This is a genomic window from Pseudomethylobacillus aquaticus, assembly GCF_003730115.1.
Classification (GTDB): domain Bacteria; phylum Pseudomonadota; class Gammaproteobacteria; order Burkholderiales; family Methylophilaceae; genus Pseudomethylobacillus; species Pseudomethylobacillus aquaticus.
The window spans coordinates 304,786-317,367 of sequence record NZ_RJVP01000001.1 but is presented as its reverse complement, the minus strand read 5'-3'; the positions used below and the strand labels follow the sequence as shown (position 1 = coordinate 317,367).

At 60.8% G+C, this 12,582-nt stretch carries 11 protein-coding genes; 5 read left to right on the top strand and 6 right to left on the bottom strand.

The features are described from left to right. Positions 1 to 23 precede the first annotated feature (23 nt). The 4 genes from ED236_RS01480 to ED236_RS01465 are packed head-to-tail and all read left to right on the top strand — an operon-like array spanning position 24 to position 7,187. The gene (locus ED236_RS01480; RefSeq protein ID WP_123236166.1) at positions 24 to 1,808 is read left to right on the top strand and encodes a CHASE2 domain-containing protein; all 1,785 of its coding nucleotides are present in this window, start codon (positions 24 to 26) and stop codon (positions 1,806 to 1,808) included. A 10-nt stretch (positions 1,809 to 1,818) separates the two neighbouring features. After that, entirely contained in the window at positions 1,819 to 2,649 is an 831-nt protein-coding gene (locus tag ED236_RS01475; RefSeq protein WP_123236165.1) for a hypothetical protein, read from the top strand. Next, the gene (locus ED236_RS01470; RefSeq protein ID WP_162299563.1) at positions 2,637 to 3,362 is read left to right on the top strand and encodes an ABC transporter permease; all 726 of its coding nucleotides are present in this window, start codon (positions 2,637 to 2,639) and stop codon (positions 3,360 to 3,362) included. The genes ED236_RS01475 and ED236_RS01470 overlap by 13 nt, the downstream gene beginning before the upstream one ends. 3 nt (positions 3,363 to 3,365) lie before the next feature. Then, positions 3,366 to 7,187, top strand: a complete 3,822-nt coding sequence (locus tag ED236_RS01465; protein ID WP_123236163.1) for a caspase family protein — start codon at positions 3,366 to 3,368, stop codon at positions 7,185 to 7,187. A gap of 269 nt (positions 7,188 to 7,456) precedes the next feature. On the opposite strand, the gene ED236_RS12330 is transcribed toward ED236_RS01465, so the two are convergent. From ED236_RS12330 to ED236_RS01450, 4 genes are all read right to left on the bottom strand, one after another. Continuing rightward, positions 7,457 to 7,831 (bottom strand): hypothetical protein, encoded by a 375-nt coding sequence (locus ED236_RS12330; protein WP_148042224.1) that lies wholly within the window; start codon positions 7,829 to 7,831, stop codon positions 7,457 to 7,459. Positions 7,832 to 7,925: 94 nt separating this feature from the next. Beyond that, positions 7,926 to 8,654 (bottom strand): pseudouridine synthase, encoded by a 729-nt coding sequence (locus ED236_RS01460; RefSeq protein ID WP_123236162.1) that lies wholly within the window; start codon positions 8,652 to 8,654, stop codon positions 7,926 to 7,928. Between the two features lie 8 nt (positions 8,655 to 8,662). Next, on the bottom strand, positions 8,663 to 9,424 hold the full coding sequence (locus ED236_RS01455) for a 2OG-Fe dioxygenase family protein (RefSeq protein WP_338053134.1): 762 nt from the start codon (positions 9,422 to 9,424) through the stop codon (positions 8,663 to 8,665). A gap of 30 nt (positions 9,425 to 9,454) precedes the next feature. After that, positions 9,455 to 9,850, bottom strand: a complete 396-nt coding sequence (locus ED236_RS01450) for a hypothetical protein (protein WP_123236161.1) — start codon at positions 9,848 to 9,850, stop codon at positions 9,455 to 9,457. Between the two features lie 203 nt (positions 9,851 to 10,053). Here ED236_RS01450 and ED236_RS01445 point away from each other — a divergent pair, with 203 nt between their 5' ends. Next, positions 10,054 to 10,824, top strand: a complete 771-nt coding sequence (locus ED236_RS01445) for a TrmH family RNA methyltransferase (protein ID WP_123236160.1) — start codon at positions 10,054 to 10,056, stop codon at positions 10,822 to 10,824. A gap of 34 nt (positions 10,825 to 10,858) precedes the next feature. Here the strand turns inward: ED236_RS01445 and ED236_RS01440 are convergent, their stop codons facing one another. Next, complete coding sequence (locus tag ED236_RS01440) at positions 10,859 to 11,476, bottom strand: DUF2062 domain-containing protein (RefSeq protein ID WP_205125622.1); 618 nt, start codon at positions 11,474 to 11,476, stop codon at positions 10,859 to 10,861. 39 nt (positions 11,477 to 11,515) lie between these two features. Further along, positions 11,516 to 12,394, bottom strand: a complete 879-nt coding sequence (gene hslO, locus ED236_RS01435; protein ID WP_123236159.1) for an Hsp33 family molecular chaperone HslO — start codon at positions 12,392 to 12,394, stop codon at positions 11,516 to 11,518. Positions 12,395 to 12,582: the final 188 nt, after the last annotated feature.

Here is a 12,582-nt window from a genome sequence, read left to right as displayed (position 1 = left end):
ATCAAGCGAACCGCGTACCCGATATGCCTGCCCGATTCACATCCTTATACGAAAAACTTGAGTTATGGCTGTTAAAAGGCGGCTTGTGGGTGCATGGCCTGGTCTTTCTGGCCTTGTGTGCGTTTGCTCTGAGCGTGCAATCCATTGCCAGTTTTCAGAGTGCGGAATGGCGCTTGTACGATGCCGGGGTGCGTACCCTGCGGCGCATGTCCACGCCGCCGCTGGCCAACGAGGTGGTGGTCATCGGCATCGATGAGGCCACGTTCAGGCAGTTTCCGGAACCGTTCGCCTTGTGGCATCCGCACCTGGGGCGTCTGCTGCAAGCGCTGCTGCAGGCGCAGCCCAGTGTGGTGGGGGTCGATGTGGTCCTGCCAGCCAAATCTTATGAGACCGTTGTGCCGGGCATAGACCGGGCCCTGATGCTGCCTATCCTGGAGGCACGTGACCGCATGCCGCTGGTGTTCGCGCAGACGCTGGACGAGCAACTGCGTCCGCGTCCTATCTTTGCTGGCTATACTGCGCTGATGGAGCCCTGGCAGCTGGCGTCTGCCTTGCTGTGCTGGGACGAGGACGGCGTGGTGCGGCGTCAGCAGTCCTCGCTGTGCTCGGCGCAGGGCCGCAATCAGGGGCTGGCGGCGCGTATGGCACAGCGCCTGCAAGTGCCCGAGCGTGGTCATGGGCTCATCGACTTCCGGCGCGGTGCGGCCATGCACTACATCCCCATGCACGAGGTGCTGGCAAGGTTTGAGCGTGGCGATGTGGATGGCCTGCGTGACTGGTTCCAGGGCAAGCCGGTGCTGGTGGGGCTGGTGCTGCCGCTGGAAGACCGATTGAAAGTACCCGCCCCGCTGTTTGCGCAAGAGCCCGATAACAGCCGTATCCCAGGTGTGATGGTGCATGCCCAGCTGCTACGCGCGTTGTTGAACCAGGGCTTGCTCAAGCAGGTGTCACAGCCATTGGAATGGCTGCTGATCGTGGCCTGTTGCCTGTGCTGGTTCGGTTATGGGCTCAAGAAGAACATCGTTTACTGGTCCTTGTTCCTGCTGATCCCCATCGCCTGCCTGTATGTGCTGTGGCTGGGCCATGTGCTGATGCCGGCTGGCATGATCCTGGCAGCCAAGACCGCCTATGTGTCGCGCCAGGCGCTGGAGAGCCGCCGTCTGTCCCATCACCGCAAGCGCCTGACCCAGGCATTCGCAGGCCATGTCAGTCCGGCCATGCTCAACAACATCCTGCATTCCCGTTCCAGCGCCCCCAGTGCCGAGCTGGTGCCGCGCCAGACGGCGGGGGCCGTGCTGGTGATCCGGCTGCATCTGGAGGATGCCGGTACGCTGTCCGGTCAGGCACACCGGCTGGATGCGCTGGCGGTGTTCTACGATGCCGTGAAAGACACGGTGGAGCACGCCGGTGGCATGCTGGACCGCTTGCACGGTCAGGAGGTGTCGGCCTGGTTCGGTATCCCGGTGCCATTGCCTGCGCCTGAACAGGCTGCGCTGGAAGCGGCGCTGCAGCTGCAGCGCTCGTTTGCGGTGTGGAGCCGCCCGATCACGGCTGCAGGTCTGCACATCAAGGTCTCCATGGGCTTGGCGGCCGGCCCCTTGCTGAGTGGGCAGGTGAGCATACGCGGCGCTTATCCCTTCGTGGTGATGGGGCAGGCGATCGAGCAGGCCGAACAGCTGGCCGCTGCGCCACCCGAAGGCCGCGACATGACGGTGCGTGTCAGCCGCGCCATCGGTGAGGCCGTGGCATTCAAGGGCATAGGCCAGACCGGTACGGCGGCCAGCTACCACGAGTTGGTATGGGAATAAGGAGAGCATCATGCGTGATCAACTGAATAGAACGGTCTTGATATTGGTCTTGATGCTGCCCGTGCTGGGCTGGGCACAGGATCTGGCCGTGGTGGTGGATGCCAAAGGCAAGGTCGTGAGTGAACAAAAGGGCCGTGCCAGCCAGCCGGTGCGCATGCTGGATTATCTGCCAGCACAGGCAGATATCACGCTGGCCGCCGGGGCGCAGTTGCAGCTGGTGTATCTGGGCACTTCGCAGCGCTGGCAGGTGGACGGCCCGGCCCGCCTGATGCTGGCGACGGATGCCCCTAAAAGCGTCAGTGGTGCGCCACCGCGGGCATTAAGCTCGAACAAGGGCGCAGGTCAGGCGCTGGCCGCCATCGAACCGGCCCATCGGGAACGCATGGCGCTGGGGGCGGTGGTGATGCGCAGCAACGATCAGCTGCGCATGCTGGGCCCTGTGGATGAGAAGGTGCTGCCATACCGCGTGACGCTGCGCTGGCAGGGCAGTGGCAGTTTCCGAGTGCGGTTGATGGCGGCGCATGACGCGATCCCCTTGCTGGATGTCAGCACCACGGATGTCCGCCATGCCCTGGCTACACCGCTGCCAGCGGGCCGTTACACCTGGGTGCTGGAGGAGTTGGGCAAGCCAGGCGCAGTCAAAACTGCGGAGTTCGAGGTGCTCGCTGCGGAAGACCTAGGTTATGCCGACTATTTTACCGGGGAGGCCGATGCGGCCATGCGTGTCATGCAGGCCGCCGAGCTGGAACGTGCCGGTTACCACCATGATGCCCGCCTGCTATGGGAGCAAGTGGCCAGCCAACGACCCGAGCAGGAGGGACTGCAATTGTGGGCACACTGAAACTGCTCTGGCATGCGCGCGCTGCCTGCAGTCTGCCTTTGCCACGCGCCTATTTCTGGCAGGTGTACGCCCAGGCTCATCGCCATGCCTTGCCGTATGTGTTGCTGGGCGCGGCCATCTTCGCGGTAGTGCTGTTCCACAGCCTGGCATCCGTGCTGGGTAGCGCTCACCTGACGGCGCTCACCACGCTATGGCAAAGCTGGGTACTGCATATCGCCCCGCTGATGGTGGCGCTGGTCGTCTTGCTGCATGCCGCACCCTTGCTGGCGAGTGATCTGCACCAGCGTCAGCGCGACGGTGGGTTCGAGGGTTTGAGACTGGCGGGCTATGGCCCGGCGGCGTTCCCGGCCATCCCCAGCCTGTATGCGCATGCAGCGGTGGCGTTCGCCATGGCGGCGCTGGGTTCGGTCACGGTGCTGCTCACTGCCATGCTGGTCACCACCTTGCAGGATCAGACGCCGTATTCCGGGCTGCTGGACGCCGTGCTGCTGGCCTTGAACCCGTGGGCCTATCTGCTGTGCTCCATCAAAGCCTGGGTGCTGGTCATGGGCGGCATGCTGCCGGTTTGCCTGTATGCCTGGCCGGGACGCCTCAGGCACAGCGAGCGCGAGTCTGTGCAGTACCTGGCGACCGGTGCGATACGCTGGGCCATGCTGGGCAGTATGCTCGCCTGGGCGGGGCTTGCCTTGTTGTTACATGCCATCGGGATCTGAATCATGCACCTGCACATGGTACGGCTGCTGTTACTTGCCGGGCTGTCAGTGGCGGCCAGCCCAGCCCCTGCAGTGACGAAAGAAGCACACGAGGTGTTTGTACAGACCGGTCATGCCATGTCCGGCACGGCACTGGCGTTCTCGCCGGATGGCAAGCGCCTGGCCAGCTGTGATGGTGGTGGTACGGTGATCGCCTGGGATGTGGAGAGTGGCCTGCAATACCGCACCTTGCAGCGTCACACCGGCCTGTGCCTGGCGGTGGACTTCAGTGCGGACGGCGGCTATGTCTATTCTGCCGGCGGGGCCAGCAGCGGACAGGATATCGTGTTGAGCCGTTATGACGATGGCCAAACCATACGCACCTGGCAGGGACATGCCGGGCTGATCGTGGCATTGAAAACAACGCTGGGCGCGGCAGGGGTCTGGTCGCTGGGCGAGCAGGACGGCTTGTGGCGCTGGTCTGGTGTCAGCAGTGAGCCGCTGATGAAGATCGCACTGCCAGCCGCGCAACATGGCGCGGCTACCACGCTGGCCATGGATGCACAGCAGCGTGTGGCCTGGGTGGGGACGCGTAGCGGTCAGGTGCTGCGTGTGGACCTCGCCAGCCGGCAAGTGCAGCCCCTGCATCAGGCCAGCGGCCCACTGTCCAGTCTGCAGATCAGCCCGGATGGGCGACAACTGGCGTTCTCGACCGGCAGTCTGGCTGGTGGCAATGAACATGCGGTGTGGGTCGTCGATGCCCGTGACGGACAGTTGATCCGGCGTCTGGAAGGCCATGAGGGCAATGTCGCCGCGCTGGCGTTCTCGCCGGATGGCCAGACCCTGGCGAGCGCTGCGCAGATGGATCTGCAAGTGTTGCTGGATCATGGCCTCAACGCCACACAGCGCCATGAGGCGGTACGTATCTGGAAGCTGACGGATCATGCGCCGCCTCAGGTTTTTTACAACACGCGCGGCGCACAGGGTACGCCTTTCCTTAAAGGGCAGCTCAGTTTTGATCGCAGCGGCGAGCAGCTGGCACTGGCCTTGTGGGACGAGGCGGTGCGTGTCTACCAAAAAAGTGCGACAAGCTGGGTCCAACAGCACGTGCTGGAAGGTCGCGGCGTGGCGGCACGGCAGATGGTGGCCAGCGAGGCGCAGAACCGGCTGGCCGTGTCCGAGGGGCGTGTGCGTGTTCAGAAGAGCCGTTACCTGACCGCCCAGCAAGTGTTTGACGAAATCACCTCTGGTCAGCCGCTCACGGACGCGCAGGCAGAACGCATCCGTGTGTTGTATTCGGAGCGTGGTTTCCGGCGCCATGCCCAGCATTTGAGTGTCTGGGACCTGCAATCCGGCCGTCTGGCGGCATCCAGCGACTGGCAACTGGGGCCGACCACCTCGCTGGGCGTGAACACCGCAGGCGAGTTCAGCTCTATTGCACCGCTGTTCCCGGACACCATCACGGTGGCACCGCTCAAGCCGCGTTTGATCCGTCATGCCACGCTCAATGCACAGGACGAGACAGCGTACCTGCACCTGAGTTATGAGCAGGAGCAGGGCGACCCCAATCAGGTGCTGAGCGAAGAAATATCAGCGGGCCCGGCACGCGTGGTCACCGCCACGGCACTCACCGAGGACGGGCAGCGCATGGTGGTGGCGTCTTCCAGTGCAGGGACGCAACAGCAGGCCGCCGTGCATGCCATCTCGCTGCTGTCCAGGCAGGCGCAAGGTATAGAGGTGCAGGGTGTAGAGGCGCAGCCGGGACAGACATTAGCGAAACCGATGCAAGCCCGCTGGCAGCTGGATCATCAGTTGCCGCTCGCCGGGCAGGCGCTGGCGGTGGCGTTGTCGCCCACGGGCGATCGTGTGTGGGTATCCAGCACCTTGCAGGGCTTGCCTTACCAGGATGCACATGTAGGCGTGCTGGAGGTGTTCGATCACAGCAGCGGACGATCGCTGCAACGCTGGACCTTACCCAGGGGCATCACGGCGGCCAGTGTGCTGGTGCATGCTGGTGGGGATAGCGCCGTGACCAGTGGTCATCCGGATGTGATGCTATGGCGCTTAGGCAACGCAGACCCCGCTTACATGAAGGCGTTCGATGCTGCCGACCGGCCTGTCCGGGCCATGGCCTTGAGCCGCAGCGGCGGGCAGCTTGCCGTGGCCAGCACGGCTGGTCAGCTGGCGACCCTGCACTGGGGCATTGATGGCCTGAAGCGCTTGCGTGACCTGGGGGTGATGCAACCGGCCCCCCGGCTGCTAAGCTGGCTGCAACAGGATAAACGGCTGGCGCTGGCCAGCGACGACGGCGCGATACGCCTGCTGCAAGCGCAGGACGGCAGCGAAGTGGTGCGCATGATCCAGTTCGACGATGCGGAATGGATCTCCATCCTGCCGCAGGGCTATTTTGCCGCCTCTGCCGATGGCGACCGCTGGCTGAATGTGCGCATCAAGGGCAAGGTCTACCGTATCTCGCAGTTCTACGATGTGTTCTACCGGCCCGATCTGGTACAGCGCCAGTTGAACAGGCAGGCGATCGACGACCTGATCACTGTCACCCTGCAGGACGCCCTGCAAAGGCCGGCACCTGCAGTGCAGTTGCAGCCACTGCTATTGAAGCCGCCATCGGGGCGGACTGGCATGCAATCAACGACTCGGTCGGCCACTCAGTTGGCCACTCAGTCTGTGAGCCTGGCCATCTCGGCACATGATCAGGGCGGCGGCCTGGGTGAGCTGCGCGTGCTGCACAACGGCAAACTGGTCGAGGTGCTGAACAAGGCACCGAACAAGGCGCCGCCCGCCCATGTCGCTGCACAGCAGGCAGGCAGCGCTACACCCGGCCTGCCCAGCATGGACGACGCGACCCTCACGCGCTCATTGCAGCGCATTACCGAGATCAGCAAGGCGCAGGCGCAATCTTTGCCACGCAGCCCGCACAGGCAGGCGCACTACCGCGTGCAAGTGGAGTTGGTTCCCGGTGATAACCAGTTCACGGTCATCGCAAGCAATGCGGCTGGCGATCTCAGCAGCCGGCCGCAGTCGGTGAGTGTGCAGGCAGAAGGCGAGACGCCCGCCCCCAGGCTGTGGCTGCTTGCGGTGGGGGTGGACCATTTCAAGCACAGCGAGCATGCTTCCGCCTTGCAGTATGCCGCCAAGGACGCGCAGGATTTCTCGCAATACATCCAGCAAAAGCTGGGCACTGGCTTTGCGGGCAGACTGGCAGGCGTGTTGCTGCTCAATGAACATGCGGACCGCCGTGCTGTGGAGCAGGCGCTGACGACCATACAGCAGCAAGCCAAACCCCAGGACGTGTTCGTCTGGTTCCTGGCCAGCCACGGCACACTGGATGCCGCCTCCCAGTACGGCCTGGTATTGCATGACTGGGATGGACGCGCTGATGCCTCCAGCCTGTACTCTGCAGACCGTATCCTGGACGCCACACGGCGTATCAAGGCGTTCCGGCAGCTGGTGATTCTGGACACCTGCCATGCTGGCGGTGTGCAGGGGCTGGTGCGCGGCCTGTACGATGCACGCTTCAGCGTGCTGGCGCGCAATATGGGCTTGCACCTGTTCGCTTCGGCCAGCGCCACCCAGGAGGCGCTGGATGGCTATCGCAACAATGGTCTGTTCACACACACCTTGCTCAAGGCCATGGACGGTGGATCCGCCGATCAGGATCAGGACCGCCAGCTCAGCGTGACCGAGTGGGGCGCGTATGCACGTGCCGAGACCGCGAGGATAGCCAAGCTGCTGCGACACCGGCAGGAGCCACTGATGATGAGCTATGGCAAGGACATCCGCTTGTTCGAGCTACAACAGGGCATGCCGCGCGGCACCTTGCCGTAAAGCGCGTTTGCTAGCTTTGGGATGTTTTCTGGGGGGTGTTTTCTGGGGGTATTTGCGTCATGCGCATCGATGACTGGTTGAAAAAGCCCGAGCACCGGCTACGCTTTTATCGGGCTCTGTATTATATCGCTATGGTGCAGTTGGCTGCCTTGATATTGTTGTTGATTGTTATTTATTTGATTAAATAGGTAGAACTTGTGTTGTTAAGAGTTGGCTACGAATTTCAAAATCAAAATTCTTAAATTTACAAAGTTGATTTAAATAATTTTCTAAGTGGATTTAGTGTCGTCATACTCTGCGAGATGCTTTTTTAACTTTTCATACTCACTTAGTTCAGAAGTTGTAACCAAATTATCTGTAACAGCCTTAATCGCTTCCTGGTCGGATTGAAAATTACATCTGCAATGCTTGCAGATGCGAGCATCTATAAGAACTAATTCTTTGCAATCAGGGCATTTTTTATGAGTTTCGGAAGTTGGTTCTTTGGGTTTGCTTAAGTCTTTGGCTACAAGCGCAAAAAATAAACCTAGGATGGGGCTGAAAATTAGAGATAAAACAAAAAATCCAACTCCCGATCTCCCTTTATTGCTTGCGTATACGCCAACAATTAATGAAAAAATTAACCAAAAAAAGATCATTTCCATTTATTCACCACCCTTTATTGAATAATTGCTCAACACTGAAATCAACTATAAAACTTCGCTTAACCTGATTTTACTTTGAGTGATGTGAAATAAATCAATTTGGTGCTTTGTACCACTCAAGCTGGGCCAGCATGTTCGCATCCAGCCAGCGCCATTCCCCCAGCTTCAGGTCGTCCGGTAATTGCAGATGGCCTATGCTGATGCGATGCAGAGCTTCCACGCGGTTGCTCACGGCGGCCAGCATGCGCTTCACCTGATGGTATTTGCCTTCGCCCAGTGTGAGGTGGATCAGGCGCTCGGCGATGCGCTCGCAGGCCATGGCCGCGATGGTCTCTTCTTCATCCAGAAGTTTCACACCTTGCAGCAAAGCATTGATCTGATGGTCGTCAACCACATGTTTGGTGGTGACTGCATACACTTTTGGCACCTTCCATTTGGGCGAGCTCATGCGGTGGATGAACTGGCCGTCATCGGACAGCAGGATCAGGCCGGTGGTGTCTTCATCCAGTCGGCCTATGCATTGCACATCGCGTGCCACCAGCGGGTGCGGCAGCAGGCTGTACACGCTGGGGTGGTGTTGCGGCTTGTGCGAGCATTCGTAGTTGGCTGGCTTGTTGAGCATCAGATAACTTTTTTCGCGGTATTGCCAGTCTGCCCCCGCGACGGTGAAATGCAGGTCCTTCAGGTCAAACACGGCATCCGGGTCGTCGCAGACCTGGCCGTTGACGCGGACCTCGCCTTGATGGATGAGGATGCGGCACAGCTTGCGGGCGCCAAAGCCCTGCACGTGCAGCATCTTTTCCAGGGTGAGTGGTTTTGCCATGGCGGGCCTCAGCGCTTGCGGAAGGTCACCACCAGCACATCGCGGTAAGCGGGCTGTGCGGGGTCGGTGACTTCAACCGGGGTGACACCGTGCATGCAGCGTTTATCATCAACGATGGCACAATCCAGTGGTGAGGTGAGGGTGAAGCTGTCCAGCTCGCGCAGCTGCATGTCATGCATGGTGGTGGTGCCGCTGGAGACGTTGCGACGCTGCACCATCATCACCAGCACATAATCCACGCCATCCCGGTGTATGCCTTCGGGCGTGGGCTTGCCCTGCGCCTGCGGGCGTGCCTCGATGCGGAACTGATGCACCTCGATATGCCAGTCTGTATGCTGGCCCAGTTGACTGAATAACTGATGGCAGAAGGTCAGCACCTGCTGCATGGTGTTGCCGGTAGCGACTGCCGTGTCCACGGCAGCGAAATGGCGTACCACTCCGCCGTTGAGCGGGTTGTAGTCCAGGCTCTGGTAATGCGGCTGATGGGGTTCGAGCTGGATGCCATGCGCCGTGGCGCTCAGTGTGGCATGCCGCCGTCGCCGGTAGCGGCCACCATCGGCCATGTAGGTGTCATGCGGCATGTCGTCCCAGCTGGCCGAGAACTGTGGCCAGTCGGTCAATTGCCCCGGCGCCAGCCAGTCACGCATCTGCCAGCCGGGCACGAATGCAAAGCCGGTATCGACGATATGCTGGTTGAGCGCCTGCAGTGAATCTGCATGCGGGTTGGGGGGTAATGCGGGTGTATCAGTCAACACGGTGTCCATGCCCATGCGGGGCTGCAATGTAAGGAGCGAACAGCGTCAAGGTGCGCGGCGTTGTTCGGTGAAACGCACGATCACATAGGCGATCAATGCAAAAACGAAGAACACCAGCAGCAGCCAGGCGATGCCTTGCAGGGTGTCGATCACGGTGCGATAGACCTCGATGACCCAGCGCTCACTGGTCAGCTTGATCAGTTCGGCGTTCTTGTCCCAGCGTGCTGGCGTGATGTACTTCTCCAGTTCATGGATACGCACCCCGGAGGAGATGCCGATGATGATGACGGCGAATTTCAGGTATTTGAGCCAGGCATCGCTGATGGCGTCGTCTATGATGCGGCTGAGGATGCTGCCCCAGGAGGCGCCGAACAGACGCACCACCAGGCAGGAGATACCGGCGGCAACCAGCAAGGTGACCAGCAACAGGGTGAGGAACATGGGTGTCCTTATATCAATCGCAGTTTATCAATGAGCCCAGGCAGGCAGCAGCTTGCCAGCAAGTCAAATTCTAGCCAAATTCCAGCCAGATCACCTGAATTTATCATGCCCGGGCAGCAGTGCCCGTCAGGCATACAACGGGTTTGGTGAGCGTAGTACGCTTGGGCTAAACTATCTGGCTATCTGCCAGACAAAATGACGCCATGAAACAGATCACTTCGCGCGACAATCCGCAGTTCAAGCAGCTGAAAAAGCTGGTGGAGCAGCCGCGTGCCCGGCGTGAGCAGGACCGTATCCTGCTGGATGGCGCCCACCTCATCGATGCCTATGTCGCCGAGGGTGGTGTTCCGGACTTGCTCATCGTTGCGGATGGCGCCTGCAGTGAGGATGCGCAACATACGCTGAACGCCAACCCCGCTGTCGAGCAGCTGCATTTGCCGCCCGGTTTGTTCGCTGAACTGTCACCGGTGGCCACGCCGACCGGCATCCTCGCGCTGGCGGTCACACCGCGCCTGCCGGTGCCAGCTGAACCGGTGTTCGCACTGTTGCTGGAAGACATACAGGATCCGGGTAATCTGGGCGCCATTCTGCGCTCGGCCGCTGCAGCGGGCGTGGACGCCGTCTACCTGTCGGCCGCCTGTGCCGATGTGTGGTCGGCCAAGGTGCTGCGTGGTGGGCAGGGCGCGCATTTTCTGCTGCCCCTGCTGGAACGTGCAGACTTGTGTGCGCTGGCGACAGCGTTCAACGGCCAGGTGCTGGCCACCAGCCCGCATGGGGCTGCGCTATACACGCTGGACCTGAGGCAGCCGAGTGCCTTCCTGGTCGGTAACGAGGGCAAAGGCCTGAGCCCTGCGTTGATGGCCTGCGCCAGTGTCAAAGTGAGCATCCCCATGCCGGGTCGCATCGAGTCTCTCAATGCGGCGGCAGCGACAGCGATCTGTCTGTTCGAGCGCGTGCGGCAGCAAGCGCGTTAAGGCGATAGCAACGCGCTGGTTGACAGCGCGGACATCACTGCGGCGTTCGGTTCTGTACGCGGTTCCTGCGTGCCATGCCGCGCAGCTGCATGCGTAGATGCCAGCCGAGTTGCACCAGCACATAGGCACTGATGGCCCCCACCACAGCGAAGATGGCCAGTCCGGTCACCAGCGGCAGGCCGGCACCTTGCAGCCAGTCCATGGCTTGATGCAGCCACTCCATGCTCGATATCATTTTGCCGGTGGTTTCGACCAGCGCTTCATCCAGGGTGTGCGACAGCACATCCGGTTCTGCCACCTGTGGTTTTCCGCCATGCACCCAAAGACCGACTTTATAGGCCAGCCAGTAAACAGGCGGGAAGGTCAGCGGGTTGGTGACCAGCGTGCCCGCCATGGCGATGCTGATATTGGCGCGCATGGCTACCGCAGTGGCCGCCGCAGCAATGAACTGGGCGATCGGGATCATGAAGCCGATGAACACCCCGATCGCGGCGGCTTTGGCCACCGAGTGGCGCTCGAAACGCCACAAACGTCTGTCTTGCAGCAGATGGCGGTGCGATTTGAGCCAGCGCGATTCAAGGATCTCGCTGCGCTTGGGCAGCCAGCGCGCTATTGATTTGAAGATGGGGGATTTGAAGTTGGGCGATTTCAAAATGGCTGTCTGGGCTGGAGCGTGGGTGAGCTAGGGCGATCAGTGCAGTCCGCTACTGGAAGCTATGACGCTTTTGGGCACGAATAGTTGCCCGGCATCGACCGCATCGAATTCATAACGCGCATTGCAGAAATCACAATGGATCTCGATGCGCTCCTGCTCGCTGAGGATGGAGGCGATCTCGTCCTGCCCCAGCATGCGCAGCATGTCGCCTACGCTGTCACGCGAGCAGCTGCACTGGAAGCTGACGGCTTGCGCATCGAACAAACGCACGGTTTCCTGATGGAACAGACGATGCAGCAGCGTGGTGGCGGGCAGGGTCAGCAGCTCGGTCGCGGTGGCACTGTCGGCCAGCACGGTGATGCGCTGCCAGGCGTCCAGATCCTGTTCCGGCTGATCCGGCAGCTTCTGTAGCAGCATGCCGGCGGCGCTGTGGCTGTCTGCGGTCAGCCAGATGCGTGTGTCGATCTGTTCGGAGCGCTGCATGTAGTGTTCCAGCATGGTGCTTACGCTATCACCTTCCAGCGGCACGATGCCTTGATAACTCTGGCTGCCATCCTTGGGGTCCAGCGTGATCACGAAATGGCCATTGCCGATCAGGCTGCGAAAATCGGCGTCATCGGGCAGGGCTTCTGTCCATTTTGCCGTGGCGCGCATGCTGAGGTCTGCATTGCACTCCACCACCAGCAGCTTCAACGGCCCACTGCCCTGGATCTGCAGCACCAAAGCACCTTGCATCTTGAGCGTGGCCGCCAGCAGGGCGCCAGCGGCCATGAGTTCGCTGATGGTTCTTCTTAATACGGCTGGGTATTCATGGTGTTGCAGCGCATGTTGTATCGTCTGGTCCAGATGCACCAGGTTGCCCCGGATCGGGGTATGTTCAAACACAAAGCGTTGCAGTTGGTCGATGCGGTTCATGAGGCAGGGCGAGGAAAAAACGGCATCATAGCATCGCCAGCCGCACAGCACGGCCAAAAGTGACGGGTATGCAAGATGGAGGTGGAAAGATGGACACGAAAGATGGCCATAAAAAAAGCACAGCCGCTAGGCTGTGCTTTTGCCAGGATGCATCACTGCGCGTTTCAGCGCGGCTAGCGATCCGAACG